At 37.9% G+C, this 14,332-nt stretch carries 14 protein-coding genes and 1 other annotated feature; of the genes, 11 read left to right on the top strand and 3 right to left on the bottom strand.

Annotation, left to right across the window (positions count from 1 at the left end; translation table 11 throughout):
* Nucleotides 1-10: 10 nt before the first annotated feature.
* Entirely contained in the window at nucleotides 11-355 is a 345-nt protein-coding gene (locus H131_RS14095; RefSeq protein ID WP_010859847.1) for a hypothetical protein, read from the bottom strand.
* Nucleotides 356-407: 52 nt separating this feature from the next.
* Nucleotides 408-917, bottom strand: a complete 510-nt coding sequence (locus tag H131_RS14090; RefSeq protein WP_010859846.1) for a DUF1189 family protein — start codon at nucleotides 915-917, stop codon at nucleotides 408-410.
* Nucleotides 918-1,111: 194 nt separating this feature from the next.
* On the opposite strand from H131_RS14090, the gene H131_RS14085 reads away from it, so the two are divergent.
* From H131_RS14085 to H131_RS14070, 4 genes are all read left to right on the top strand, one after another.
* On the top strand, nucleotides 1,112-2,743 hold the full coding sequence (locus H131_RS14085) for a Na/Pi cotransporter family protein (RefSeq protein WP_010859845.1): 1,632 nt from the start codon (nucleotides 1,112-1,114) through the stop codon (nucleotides 2,741-2,743).
* Nucleotides 2,744-2,809: 66 nt separating this feature from the next.
* The gene (locus tag H131_RS14080; protein WP_010859844.1) at nucleotides 2,810-3,289 is read left to right on the top strand and encodes a DUF456 domain-containing protein; all 480 of its coding nucleotides are present in this window, start codon (nucleotides 2,810-2,812) and stop codon (nucleotides 3,287-3,289) included.
* Nucleotides 3,290-3,518: 229 nt separating this feature from the next.
* The gene (locus H131_RS14075) at nucleotides 3,519-4,124 is read left to right on the top strand and encodes a superoxide dismutase (protein ID WP_010859843.1); all 606 of its coding nucleotides are present in this window, start codon (nucleotides 3,519-3,521) and stop codon (nucleotides 4,122-4,124) included.
* A 282-nt stretch (nucleotides 4,125-4,406) separates the two neighbouring features.
* Nucleotides 4,407-6,611 (top strand): peptidoglycan D,D-transpeptidase FtsI family protein, encoded by a 2,205-nt coding sequence (locus H131_RS14070; protein ID WP_010859842.1) that lies wholly within the window; start codon nucleotides 4,407-4,409, stop codon nucleotides 6,609-6,611.
* 192 nt (nucleotides 6,612-6,803) lie between these two features.
* Here H131_RS14070 and H131_RS14065 read toward each other — a convergent pair whose 3' ends face one another.
* Entirely contained in the window at nucleotides 6,804-6,998 is a 195-nt protein-coding gene (locus tag H131_RS14065) for a hypothetical protein (protein WP_010859841.1), read from the bottom strand.
* Nucleotides 6,999-7,229: 231 nt separating this feature from the next.
* On the opposite strand from H131_RS14065, the gene H131_RS14060 reads away from it, so the two are divergent.
* The 7 genes from H131_RS14060 to H131_RS14030 all read left to right on the top strand — a co-directional run bounded on the left by H131_RS14060 (nucleotide 7,230) and on the right by H131_RS14030 (nucleotide 13,825).
* Nucleotides 7,230-8,207 (top strand): PstS family phosphate ABC transporter substrate-binding protein, encoded by a 978-nt coding sequence (locus H131_RS14060; protein ID WP_010859840.1) that lies wholly within the window; start codon nucleotides 7,230-7,232, stop codon nucleotides 8,205-8,207.
* A 64-nt stretch (nucleotides 8,208-8,271) separates the two neighbouring features.
* A complete protein-coding gene (gene pstC, locus H131_RS14055) occupies nucleotides 8,272-9,219 on the top strand; it encodes a phosphate ABC transporter permease subunit PstC (RefSeq protein ID WP_010859839.1) in 948 nt (315 codons plus the stop codon).
* Nucleotide 9,220: 1 nt separating this feature from the next.
* Nucleotides 9,221-10,099, top strand: a complete 879-nt coding sequence (gene pstA / locus H131_RS14050; protein WP_010859838.1) for a phosphate ABC transporter permease PstA — start codon at nucleotides 9,221-9,223, stop codon at nucleotides 10,097-10,099.
* Between the two features lie 54 nt (nucleotides 10,100-10,153).
* Nucleotides 10,154-10,945: a phosphate ABC transporter ATP-binding protein PstB gene (gene pstB, locus H131_RS14045; protein ID WP_219362986.1), complete on the top strand. Its 792-nt coding sequence runs from the start codon at nucleotides 10,154-10,156 to the stop codon at nucleotides 10,943-10,945.
* A gap of 13 nt (nucleotides 10,946-10,958) precedes the next feature.
* A complete protein-coding gene (gene phoU / locus H131_RS14040; protein WP_010859836.1) occupies nucleotides 10,959-11,618 on the top strand; it encodes a phosphate signaling complex protein PhoU in 660 nt (219 codons plus the stop codon).
* Between the two features lie 187 nt (nucleotides 11,619-11,805).
* On the top strand, nucleotides 11,806-12,678 hold the full coding sequence (locus tag H131_RS14035; RefSeq protein ID WP_010859835.1) for a vWA domain-containing protein: 873 nt from the start codon (nucleotides 11,806-11,808) through the stop codon (nucleotides 12,676-12,678).
* 76 nt (nucleotides 12,679-12,754) lie between these two features.
* Complete coding sequence (locus H131_RS14030; RefSeq protein WP_010859834.1) at nucleotides 12,755-13,825, top strand: mechanosensitive ion channel family protein; 1,071 nt, start codon at nucleotides 12,755-12,757, stop codon at nucleotides 13,823-13,825.
* Nucleotides 13,826-13,864: 39 nt separating this feature from the next.
* Nucleotides 13,865-14,070, top strand: a binding site (T-box leader).
* Nucleotides 14,071-14,332: the final 262 nt, after the last annotated feature.

Raw genomic sequence — 14,332 nt, 5'->3', positions numbered from 1 at the left:
CGTTAACTTTTCATTTTCTGCATTTGTTGTGGAATTCAAATGACAGCGGAAGCTTAATATTTTCGCCAGGAACAAGTGCCTGTAACTGTAAATGTGGGTTTAATTCATAAAAGAGCTGTAGTCTTTCTGGAAAGGTCATGGGTACTTTTGCAGGATGTAGTGCAAATAAGCTATGGAGAGTATCACCTTGAATGGTTTGTACACTGATATAATTTGGCTCTCGTTGTTCTTCACAAAGGGCGTTTGCTGTTTCTTTAGGATAAAAAGCAGCGAGTGGTAATGTCCCTTCCGTTAAATCTATTTTCACAACAAAGACGATAAGTACAATAATAGCTGTTAAAATTAATGCTCGCAAAAAATCCCCTCCTTTTCTACACTATATTGAGAAGAGAGGGGAATCATGCACATTATTTTGCAATTGGTTGTTTTGGATATTTTGTAAAGGCTACGATTAATAGAGTAATTGTTAAGAGTAGCGATATTATTGAGATAATCGTATTGCTAGTAGGTAAGTATTCTGAAAGGGTACTTAAGATAGTCGCCCAGGTAATAGCGAACGTTGTTGTGCGCCATATATGACGGTATTCACCACGGCGTTTCATGACTTTCAATATAAACAGACCTGCTAAGGCGTAAATGGCGATTTGCGCAAAAATTAGCATGGTAGTAAAGACAAAAAGCATGATGAATGTTGCCGGATATAATAGCCATTTAATATCTTCTATGTATTCCGTCATTCCGCTAATATCAAAGGTATCGATAGACATCCCAGCTGTGAAACGGCCGAATGAGAAAACTGTAACAAAGCTAACTAGTAGAAAGGTGTATTGAATAACCTTTCCGATCGGTAATAGACGATAGGCAGCTAGTTTTTTAGGATGAATCAGGCTATCAATAAATAGTTGTGAGTGTTTCATAAAATATCTCCTCCAATCGCTATTCTACCATGTTCATTTGTGACAAGGTATGAATTGAATTCGATTGCCTGTGGATCTAATGCTAAAATGTTAACATTATGTAAAAAAGTTAAAGGTTTTCTTTACTTTTTGTACTTTTTCATTTAATGATTAGAAATAGAGTAGTAGAGATGTAGGAATTGGAGCGAATACAATTGACAATAGATTGGCAAAGCATACTATTTCAATTTTTAGGCGGTTTAGGGGTCTTTTTATTTTCCATCAAATTAATGGGGGAAGGTCTACAAAAATCAGCAGATGATCGACTGCGCGAATGGTTGAATCGTTTTACGACAAATCCGTTCATGGGTGTACTAGTCGGAATTATTGTGACAGTTTGTATCCAGTCGAGCTCTGCAACGACAGTCATTACAGTTGGACTAGTTAGTGCTGGCTTTTTAACATTACGTCAAGCAATTGGCGTAATAATGGGTGCGAATATTGGTACGACATTAACAGCATTTATTATCGGCATTGATATTGGTATTTATTTTTATCCGCTACTCGCGATTGGAGCGGCATTTTTATTTTTCTTTAAAAGAGCAATATATCGCCATGTTGGTCAAGTTTTATTTGGCTTTGGCGGTCTGTTTTTAGGGCTTGAGCTTATGAGCACAAGTATGCAGATGCTTCACCAATTAGCTGATTTTGCTTCATTAACTGTACTTTTAAGTGACCAACCCATTTTAGGCGTTTTTCTTGGTACACTTTTTACGTTGCTTGTACAAAGCTCTACAGCAACTGTCGGAGTATTACAAGGCTTATATGCAGAACATTTAATTGGTTTGGAAAGTGCCTTACCCATCTTATTTGGCGAAAATATTGGCACGACTATTACAGCAGTTTTAGCATCGTTTGGTGCTTCTATTTATGCAAAGCGGGCAGCAGCGGCACATGTGCTATTTAACGTCATAGGAACAGTGATTTTTATGTTGTTTTTTGCACCTTTTATGCAGTATGTCCAATGGATAAGTGAACTGTTCCATTTAGAGGCACGTATGCAAATAGCTGTGGCACATGGCTCGTTTAACATTTTTAATATGCTGATTCAATTACCGTTTATTGGTGGCTTGTCAATCCTAGTTACGAAAATACTGCCAGGGCATGATGGCAATATAGATGTTACGACAAAACATCTGGACCCTTCGTTCATTGATTCTTCACCAGCTATTGCACTTGGTCAGGCGAAAGAAGAGGTTTTACGTATGGGTGACCATGCATTACGTGGTTTGGAAGAAACCTTTTTATATATGAAAACAGGTGAGGCAGAGCATATCCCGACAGTCCTACAATTAGAAGTAGCACTTAATCATTTAGATAAAGAAATTACCAACTATCTCGTGATGGTGTCTAAACAACCGCTGTCTCGTGCAGATTCGGTTCGTCATCATACTCTGTTAACGAATGTACGGGATATTGAACGAATTGGTGACCATTTCGAAAATATTTTAGAACTTTTACAGTATAAGGATCACCATGAGGTAAGTTTGAGTAAATCAGCGCGCCAAGATTTAATAGGAATGTTTAGTCTAGCGATTGAAGCGGTACGTAAAAGCATCGAGGCTCTTGATACAGCCAGCCTTAGTCTAGCGCAAGAAGTCACTGAGCTAGAAAGTTTAATTGATGATATGGAGGATAAACTAAGACAAAAACATATTGCGCGCTTAAATACGAATGAATGTAGCGGTGCAGCGGGGGTCGTCTACACGGATATCGTCAGTAATTTAGAGCGTATTGGCGATCATGCCGTCAATATCGCAGATTCTATTTTAGGTATTCGTTATTAAAATTGTGAAACTTTTTATAGTACCCTACGTATAAAAGGCAATGTGAGGCAAAAGGAGAGAAATTTTATGGAAGTTGTTGGATGGATATTGGTCATTGCCTGCTTTATCATATCTTTTGTTGGGCTCGTGTACCCGATTATACCTGGTGTAATTTTTCTATTAGGTGGTTTTTTACTATATGGATTATTTTTCTCATTTGCTGATTTAAGCTGGTGGTTCTGGGCAATTGAAATATTATTTGTTGTATTACTATTCGGTGCTGATACGGTCGCAAATGCATTTGGTATAAAAAAGTTCGGTGGCTCGAATGCGGGCATGTGGGGCAGTACAATTGGTTTATTAATTGGCCCATTCGTTATTCCTATTGCTGGGATATTAATAGGTCCATTTTTAGGAGCTGTTATTGCAGAGCTGGCAGTGGAGCGACGTACAGTTAATGAAGCTGTAAAAAGTGGCATTGGTTCACTTATAGGTTTTTTAACATCAACTGTAGTAAAAGGGGTTATTCAAGTCGTAATGATTGTTGTTTTCTTTATAACTATTTAACTTTAACAGATGCATAGATACCGGGGAGTCAAACGTTGAATGCTAATACGCTAATACAATTGAGCCGATGTTTAACAAAATTAGCGAGCGGGTATGATAGTAATCGAATTGGTTTTTCAGTCAAAAGGCTGAAATCTTGGATTTGAGATATTTTTCATTGAATGGTTTGACCAATTTTGATAATCTATGTATGTACTAATTATTCTTTAATCTAGGGAGGAACTTAACAATGGCTTACGAATTACCACAATTAACTTACGCATATGACGCATTAGAACCACATATTGATGCTAAAACAATGGAGATTCACCATTCTAAACACCACAATACTTATGTAACAAATTTAAACGCAGCAGTTGAAGGCACTGAATTTGCAGATAAAGATATTAATGCATTAATCGCTAACATCGATGCACTTCCAGCTGACAAACAACCAGCTGTACGCAACAATGGTGGCGGACATGCTAACCATACATTATTCTGGGAATTAATCGCTCCAGGCGGTTCAAACGCACCAGTTGGTGAAGTAGCAAAAGCAATCGACGCTAAATTCGGTTCTTTCGATGCTTTTAAAGAGGAATTTGCTAAAGCTGCAACAACTCGCTTCGGTTCAGGCTGGGCTTGGTTAATCGTTGATGGTGACTCAGTAGCAGTTACATCTACACCAAACCAAGACTCTCCAGTAATGGAAGGCAAAACACCAGTTCTAGGATTAGACGTTTGGGAGCATGCTTACTACCTAAACTACCAAAACCGTCGTCCAGACTACATCGGTGCTTTCTGGAACGTAGTAAACTGGGATGTAGTAGAAGCTAAATTCCAAGCTGCAAAATAATAATACTTAATAATGAGCTATGCCAAGGGTGAGTTTTCACTGTGGCATAGCTTTTTTTGATTTTATCGAGAACTTTTTTTGATTTATCGCCCAGATTTTAAATTTTATCGAGTACTTTTTGTGATTTATCCCCCAAAATTACAAATGTAAGAAACTTTTCTAATGAAAGCGCCGTCAAATAAAATGGAGCTTTACTCAAGAGTATGCTTTTCTGTCGGTACTTCGGATGGTATACTTAGTATCGTGTATTTAAACAGTAATTAGAGGAGGAGGGGAATACATATGCGCAAAGCACCTGGAAAAAATCGCGCGGCGAGTGTTAAAGCTAAGCATCATTCCAATTTAACATTTCGGATGAATGTCCTTTTCTTTGCTATATTTATCATATTTTCAATGTTAATTTTTAGGCTTGGTTATATGCAAATTGTAAAAGGAGAAGATTATGTACGTATTTTAGAGCGTACAGAGGAAGTTCCTGTAAATACAAGTGTGCCGAGGGGCCGCATGTATGACCGTTATGGCCGTATTTTGGTCGACAATCAGCCTGAAAATGCGATTACGTATACGAAAATGCAGACGACAAAAACGGATGATATGCTGAAAATTGCCGAGGATCTGGCGCAATTGATTGAACAACCAACAAAACGTGTTACATTACGTGATAAGAAGGATTTTTGGATTCTAAAAAATCACGATGCTGCCTATGAGAAGATAACAGATAAAGAACAAGCGAAAATTAAAACGCAAGAAAATATTACGACAAGTCAAATCAATGCTGAGATTGATAGAGTTGTACGCGAGCGAATTACAGATGAAGAATTGGCGCAACTTACAGAGGCGGATTTAGAAGTGTTGGCGATTTATCGAGAAATGGCATCTGGCTACAATTTATCGCCGCAAATCATTAAGAGTGAAAATGTTTCAGCCGATGAATTTGCTCGTGTCTCAGAACGATTAACAGAATTACCAGGGGTCAATACGACGACAGACTGGAAGCGTGTCAAATTATCATCACTTTCTATTTTAGGGCGTACAACGCTACCAACGAAAGGGATACCTAAAGAGAAGCTGAACTATTATTTAGCGCGCGATTACTCACGTAATGACCGTGTTGGGGAAAGTTATATTGAGGCGCAGTACGAAGAGCTTTTACAAGGACAAAAAACAGTTGTCAAAAATATTACCAATAAAAAAGGGCAAGTGGTCGATACGATTACAACGTACGAGGGCGAGCCTGGTAAGGACTTAGTGTTAACGCTTGATAGCGAATTACAGGCTGAGACAGAGAAAATTGTAGAAGAAGAGCTGTTGAAATTAAAAGCGATACCGGGCTCATATTTATTAGACCGTGCCTTCTTAGTGATGATGAATCCGAATACAGGGGACATTTTATCAATGGTCGGTAAGAAAATTGAGAAAGATCCTGAAACAGGTAAAAACATCATCGTCGATTATGCATATGGTTCATTCACAACAGCCTATGAGGCAGGATCAGTTGTCAAAGCTGCAACTTTACTTACTGGTTATAATCAAGGAGTAATTACACCAAATACTGTATTAGGAGACGAACCAATTCATTTACTCGGCACGCCAAAAAAGAGCTCGATTTTTAACCGTGGTGGCTATATATCTATGGATGGTTTGACCGCTCTTGAGCGTTCTTCTAACGTATATATGTTTAAAACGGCCTTGCTTATTAATGGAACGCCTTATAGTTATATGATGCCGCTCCGTTTAAGGGACGATACGTTTTCAAAAATGCGTAATTCTTATGCCCAATTTGGCTTAGGGGTAAAAACAGGTATTGATTTACCGAATGAATTTAGTGGCGTGCAGGGTCCATCCGGTCCAACGATGGGCGGTAAAACACTTGACTTAGCCATTGGACAGTACGACACGTATACTGCAATGCAATTAGCACAATATATTTCAACAGTGGCGAACGGTGGTTATCGCATTCAACCACACGTGGTGAAAGAAGTACGTGAGCCATCAAAAGATGGTCAAAAGCTCGGCCAATTAGTAACTGAAGTGGGCCCGACGATTTTAAATAGCATTGATAATTCTGCAGAAGAAATTAACTATGTGAAAAAAGGGCTTCGTCGTGTTTATACAGGTAATCAAGGTTCTGCACGAAAACAATTTGCAAATGCACCGTATACAGCTGCAGGGAAAACGGGTACAGCTGAGGTAGTTTATTATGGACCATTAACAGAGCATTACGGTACAGAGACAACTAACTTAACACATGTTGGCTATGCGCCATATGAAAATCCTGAAATTGCTTATGCCGTTCTGATTCCTTGGGTAACAACAAACTTTAAAATTTATTTGGATCATAATAATGAAATTGCTAGACGTTCTTTAGATAAGTACTATGAACTTAAAGAGAAGTATGATTCTACGAAAGTTAATGATAGCAATGTAGAGCCACCAATTTTACCAGCAATCACAAAAGAAAAAATTGGTGAAGATGAACAACAATAACAAAACCGCTAGTGCATGAAAAATGCCTAGCGGTTTTACTCTTCCATTGAGTGGCTAGGCGGATAAAATCATTAAAGTGATGGATACAAAGTGAAAAGTGACGGATAAAATCATTAAAATGATGGATACAACCATTCAACAGTACTATAAAAAAATCGACTGTCTCTCCTAGTAGAGGCAGTCGATTTTGCATTAAGCAGATAGTTGTTGTACAGCTAATTCAAATTGTTGCTTTGGTTTTGTACCATAAAGCTCTATATTATTACAGAAATAAGACTGGACCATAAAATCAACAGCCTCCTGTAAAGAAAACTCCCGATGATGCATTATAAGTGTTAAATACGTTTTAAAGTAATCGGCATTTTGTACTTTTGCATGTTTTATCACAAAGTTAAACCCCTCTTGTATTATTTTCTGACACACAATTGCTAATTATAGCATCTTTCATAGAGGAAGCAAGTTTTCTCAATTGTAAATGTGTCTTTACAATCGTTTACAAACAATTACATTCCTTTACGTCTCTTTTACGAACGGTTTATACGACTTCAACAATCAGTCTTTATAGTAAAGATTGTAAGGTAAACAACTATAAAAAAGTTAGTGACGGAGGCAAATGAGATGAAAAAGTGGAAGTACTTAACGATGACAGCGGTAATGGGTTCAGCATTAATGCTAGGTGCATGTGGTAGTGACAACTCTACTCAAAATGGTAACAATGCAGAAACTAATGCACCAGCAAGTTCAGGACAAGATGCTACTGACGAAAAACTGCAAGGTTCTGTAGCTGGAGATGGTTCTTCAACTGTAGCACCGATTATTGAAGCAGTTGTAGAAGAGTATGCAGGTGCACAACCGGATGTCAAAGTATCAGTAGGTGTTTCTGGAACTGGTGGTGGCTTTGAAAAATTCATCGCAGGGGAGACAGACTTTTCAAATGCATCTCGTTATATAAAAGATGAAGAGAAAGCGAAACTAGAAGAAGCAGGTATTGCTTATACAGAGCTAGCTTTAGCATATGACGGTTTATCAGTAGTAGTGAATCCTGAGAATGACTGGGCTAAAGATTTAACAGTAGAGCAATTAAAACAAATCTGGATTGAAGATGGTAAAGAGAAGAAGTGGTCTGATATAGATCCATCATGGCCAGCAGAAAAAATCGTATTCTATTCTCCAGGTACAGACTCTGGGACGTATGACTATTTTGACGAAGTAATCTTAGATGGAGCGGATCTAGTAAGTTCTGCAACATTATCAGAGGATGATAACATGCTAGTACAGGGTGTATCAGGTGACAAAAACGCAATCGGATTCTTCGGCTACGCGTACTACCTAGAAAATAAAGACAAATTAAACATTGTGAAAGTAAATGGAGTAGAACCTACAAATGAAACGATTGAAACTGGTAAATACGCACCACTTTCACGTCCATTGTTCACATATGTAAAAAATAGTGCAATTAAAGATAACGCAGCAGCATACGATTTCATGAAATTCACACTTGAAAATTCAGGCGACATGGCTGAAGCAGTAGGTTATGTCCGCTTACCTGAAGAAAAATATGCTGAAGGTTTAAAAACTTTAGAAGGCTTAAAATAAGTAGACATGCATGGAGGGAAAGAGATGTATGCTCTTTCCCTCGCTTACTTGAAAGGAGCACCCAATGGTTTCTCAAAAAGAAAATAAGACAACATCTGTGCAGCAATTAATTGCGAATTCACGCAATCATAAAACGAAGAAAATAGTGGAAAAAGCAATGCCAGCTCTATTATTTTCTGCAGCCCTTATCTCTATTTTGACGACATTTGGCATTGTTTTCACCCTTATTTTTGAAACGTTTGAGTTTTTCAAACGTGTTTCGATTACGGATTTCCTATTTGGTACACAGTGGCTACCGTTTTCAGGGAAGGAACCGTTGTTTGGGATTCTACCACTTATTGCAGGAACGTTGAAAGTCACGCTTATCGCAGTTGTTGTAGCAGTACCATTTGGGATTGCATCTGCTATTTATTTAAGTGAATATGCGAATGAGAAAACAAGACGTATTGTTAAACCTATATTAGAAGTTTTAGCTGGGGTACCAACAATTGTTTATGGTTTCTTCGCTCTGACGTTTGTCACACCGATGTTACAACAAATTATGCCAGGGTTAAAACTTTTTAATGCACTTAGTCCAGGGATTGTTGTTGGAATCATGATCTTACCGATGATCACTTCACTTTCAGAAGATGCCATGTCATCCGTACCCAATAGTATGCGAGAAGGTGCATTGGCCCTCGGTGCTACAAAGTTTGAAGTAGCCATTAAAGTAGTATTACCTGCGGCATTATCAGGTATTATAGCATCAGTTGTCCTCGCTATTTCCCGGGCAATTGGGGAGACGATGATTGTCTCGCTTGCAGGAGGTTCTACACCGAAATTTGATTTGGACGTCACGGACTCTATTCAAACGATGACGGCATATATTGTGCAGGTTTCAACGGGTGACGCCGGCTATGGAACGACAATTTATTATTCGATTTACTCAGTAGGTTTCACATTATTTATCTTTACATTAGTGATGAATTTACTCGCTCATTATATTGCGAAACGCTTCAGGGAGGTTTACTAGCATGCGCTATATCGATGACTCAGTCGTCATGAAACGAATGACGAAGCGTATTATGTTCAATAAAGTCTGGAAAACCTTGTTCTTCTTAGCCACTACATTTGCATTAGTAATGCTGGCTATATTGATGTACCGTATTGTGACGCAAGGTATTGACTATTTAAATTTCGATTTCTTAACAAACTTCGCTTCACGTTTTGCAGATAAAGCGGGAATTAAAGCGGCATTAGTCGGTTCACTTTGGCTCATGGGGGTTGTCGCACCTGTCTCAATTATTTTAGGTGTGGGTACAGCAATTTATTTAGAAGAATACGCGAAGAAAAATAGACTAAATGACTTTATTCGTATGAATATCTCAAATTTAGCGGGCGTACCTTCCATTGTTTTTGGTTTACTAGGCTTAACGATTTTTGTTCGTATGATGGAACTTGGTAAAAGTATTTTAGCAGCCGGTTTCACTATGAGTTTACTAATTTTACCAATTATTATAGTTGCTGCACAGGAAGCCATTCGCGCTGTACCGAGTGAACAACGTGAAGCTTCTTACGGTATGGGGGCAACAAAATGGCAAACGATTTTACGTGTCGTTCTTCCAGCAGCAATACCAGGGATTTTAACAGGTAGTATTTTGGCTTTGTCTCGTGCAATTGGTGAAACAGCTCCACTTGTGGTTATTGGAATTCCTGTTATTCTACAGTTTTTACCAGATAATTTACTAAGTCAGTTTACAGCGCTACCAATGCAAATTTATGATTGGGCAAAACGTCCACAAGAGGCATTTCAATATGTAGCATCGGCCGGTATTTTAGTACTGATGACAGTACTTTTACTAATGAACTCTATCGCGATTTTTATTCGAAATAAATTCCAAAAACGTTATTAATGAGGTGACCTTATGGTACTAGATTTTAAAGAGGAAAAATCAGTCGTCAAATCGATTCATACAGGCGCAAAGCCTACTATAGAAGTAGCAAAAAAAATGGTGTATGATACACGCAACTTAAATTTATGGTATGGTGATCACCATGGCTTAAAAGATGTCAATTTAAGCATTTATGAGAACGAAGTAACAGCAATAATTGGCCCTTCTGGATGTGGGAAATCGACATATTTAAAAACGTTAAACAGAATGGTAGAGTTAGTGCCAATCGTTCGTACATCTGGTGAAATTTTATATCGTGAGCGCAATATTTTAGATAAAAACTATACGGTAGAAGAATTACGTACGCATGTAGGGATGGTCTTCCAAAAGCCAAACCCATTCCCAAAATCTATTTATGATAATATCGCCTATGGTCCGCGGATACATGGCATAAAAAACAAAAAAATTCTGGATGAAATTGTTGAAAAATCATTGCGTGGTGCGGCTATTTGGGATGAGGTAAAAGACCGCTTAAATCAAAATGCATATGGCCTTTCAGGTGGTCAACAGCAACGAATCTGTATTGCGCGTTGTTTAGCAATCGAACCGGATGTCATTTTAATGGATGAGCCTACATCTGCACTTGATCCCATTTCTACATTAAAGGTTGAAGAATTGGTACAAGAGCTGAAAAAAGATTATTCGATTATTATCGTCACACACAATATGCAACAAGCAGCGCGTATTTCAGACCGTACTGCATTCTTCCTAAGCGGCGAAGTCATCGAATACGATAAGACGGATGTGATTTTCCAAACACCTGCAGATCAACGGACAGAAGATTACATTTCAGGACGCTTCGGCTAAGGAGGAACGATAGATGGTAGTACGTGAACGCTTTGAGCAGGAGTTAAAAGAAATTCAAGCGCAATTTGTAGAAATTGCAAGTAGCAGTATTCATGCTTTAAAAATAGCTTTTGATGCATTATTGGAGCAGGATTTAGAGAAGTCCTTGAAGATTCTCGAAGATGATCTAATCATTAATCGTTTAGAGGAAGAAATAAATGACCGGGTAATTTTAATGATTGCCAAGCAACAACCAGTAGCCACAGATTTACGCCGCCTCATGGTACTAGTGAAAGCGGCATCGGATATGGAAAGAGTCGGAGATTATGCTGTCAATATTGCCAAGGAGACAATTCGCCTTGGGAAAGAGCCACTTATCTTTCCAACAACAAATTTACAGACAATGTGCCAAAAAACGGTTGAAATGCTTGAAAGTATCATCAAAGCCTTTACTGAAGAAGATACTGTAAGTGCAAAAGAAATTGCAGAGCTTGATGATTATGTAGATGATTTATATGGTGCGACAGTGACACTGTTGCTTCGTGCAGGTGCTGATAATCCTACTCATATTCATCAGATTACGCATTTAACTTTTGTCTGCCGTTATTTAGAACGGTCAGCTGACCATGCAACAAACATTGCTGAGCACTTATTTTACTTAATTAAAGGTAAACATTATGAACTGAATAATTAATGAAGAAGAGAAGGGCGGATGAAGCCATTCTCTTTTTTTGTTAATGTGGTGAAAAATTCCGCAATATCAGCAACATTGCCCTCCGTAAAGCGTCAAATATTGCGGAATGAATTTGTATTGTCAAAAAATAAAATTGGTTATACTATAGACATTATCCAAAAAGTATGTGCTAAGGAGGTGCTGCTTCGTGAAAGATGCTGTAGAAACACTTATAGAGAAATTTGAACTAGATATCACACCTGAACAACGCGAATACTTGTGTTTTTTATATGAACACTTACATCTAGAGGAGTTAAGTGACAAGGAACAACATTTTTTTATAGAATATTTTTACAAGAGTGAGACCTTACGAAATATGGCAGCATTTGCACTTGAGTTAGCTGATGCCATGCGTGAAATTCGAGAAAATATCCCTGCTATTGAGCAGGCTGAACGGCAAGCGAATGGGAAAGAGCAGCGTTTGTATTATGAACGAAAATGGCAGGAGGCACAACGTCTACAATTGAAGCATCATACTACAAAAAAAGGAAATATCTACTATGTTCCATTTGCTGAATATAAAAAAGAGCCTGGGCCCATGATTATTTGTCTTGAGCAAACAACGGGAATGGAGGTCTATTCCGAGCTTTGCAAGAGTATGATCCTACCGTTATTTATGAGTGCTCATCGTGAGCAGCGGGATTTATATATCGTGCCATATGATTGCCAAATTCATGTCCATTATCGATTTGAAAATGGCCATTTGAATTTATCAGATTTTAAGGATTTTATAGAATATAAGGCAAAAGGGAAAGCAGCAATTTTGCCTGTGTTACAGTTTGTTAAAGGTTTACTACAAGAAAATCAGCAATGTACAGAAGCGGATATCATCATTTTCACCGAAGGTAATCCTGTTGATGGTCAACATTTATTAGGAAAGCGTGCGAAAGCAATATTAGAGGATATGAAGCATCACTATCATGCTGATTTTTCTGTGATTGCCATGCAGGAGCAAAATTTTAACGAGCAACAATTTTGGTTTGCGAATAGAGCTTTTTTTGCGGATGATGCTATTCAATAGACACGTGGAGCTGACCAGACGGATTTTGGTCGGCTTATTTTATGTAAATTTACATAGGTAAGAAAAGGAGAATTACATGGATTTATTGAAATGGTTATTACCAAATGTAGTAGCACCGACTTGGATGGACATAATCATTGCCATTTCCCTATGTTTAATTGGGTGGTTATTGCAACAGTTCGTGCTGAAAAAAATAATTACGGTCATCGTTGCGTTTTTAAGAAAAAGACAGCGTTACTTTCAAGCAACCGTACTAGAACAATTTAATAAGGCGATACGTTATGCCTTCATGTCAGCGGTTATTGTTATTAGTTTATCGAGGTTACTAGAAGTATCTTTATTTACAGATGTGGCAACAAAGAATTTTGTGTTGTCCATTATGGTGTTTTTTGCCTTTAAAGGTGTGTATGATGTATTACATTATTATACAAAGCAACCTTTGACTATTAATAATGATGAGGAGCAAAATGTTCTTTTGCCGTTCTTCCTACGCATTGGTAAAGTACTAATAATGATTTTAGCAATGTTCACGATTGCTTCTCTTTGGGATTTTAACTTGAATGGCTTTTTAACGGGAATTGGTTTAACGGGTGTAGCCATTGCGTTTGGGATTCGTGATACATTGGCGCATGTATTTGGAGGAATGTCGGTTGCACTCGACAACCCGTTTCAAATTGGCGATTGGGTAGCTACAGAAGATCAAAAGATTGAAGGAATAATTGAAGATATTAACCTTCGTAGTACGCTTATTCAAACTGGCGATAAAGGACTGGTTTATGTACCAAACTCATATTTAGTCAATCGCCCACTATATAATTTATCGAAACGTGAAAAACGAAAATGTGAACAATTTCTATATGTAGCGCTTGAAAACGAAGAAGAAAAACTGCGCAGCGCATTAAGTGCGATTCATCAGCAGATTTATTTACATGATAATACGGAGAAAGATATGATTCATGTATTTATTGATGAATTCCGTCCAGCTTCCTACCGTGTTCTTGTGCGATTTTTTGTGGCAACAAACGATACAGGTGTTTTGTTGCGTGTAAGACAAGATATACTTTTTGCAATTCGACAAATATTGCAAGAACATGATATTGACTTAGCAGAACCAACAGATGATCATTGGCTGGCTAAAGAAAAATAATTTGAATTGTTCGACGCTATGTTTTACAATATACACAAATAATCAGCTTTGATGAAGAGTAGTAGCTATTATAATTTGTTATAGAGAGCTAGCGGTTGGTGAGAGCTAGTACAAATGAATGGTGAATGGACTTCGGAGCTCTAATCCTGAAAATAGTATGGATTAGCGTTTGCCTACGTTACAGGGCTTAGAGTGGGTCTTAATAAGACCAATGAAGGTGGCACCACGGCTTTTCCGTCCTTTTGTGATGGAAAGGCCTTTTTATATTCATTTACAAAAGTTTTTTGTGGAAAAAGTGCAGCAACAACCACAGAAGACCGAGGTTGTCCCAAAAGTAAAAACAACATGCTTGGAGGTATCCTATTTTTTGATACTAAGGTAAAAATCCGCATAAACTCCTGAGTGAAGCGCATTTTTACCATTAAGAAAGACGAGCATTATTGTTAGAAGGACTTTTAGACAGCCCTAAGATGAATGGGTTTGTAGCTTTATGCAGTGAGCAATTAA

This window comes from Lysinibacillus sphaericus OT4b.31 (assembly GCF_000392615.1).
Taxonomy (GTDB): domain Bacteria; phylum Bacillota; class Bacilli; order Bacillales_A; family Planococcaceae; genus Lysinibacillus; species Lysinibacillus sphaericus_B.
The sequence above is the reverse complement of the archived record's forward strand: the minus strand, read 5'-3'. Positions and strand labels throughout refer to the sequence as shown.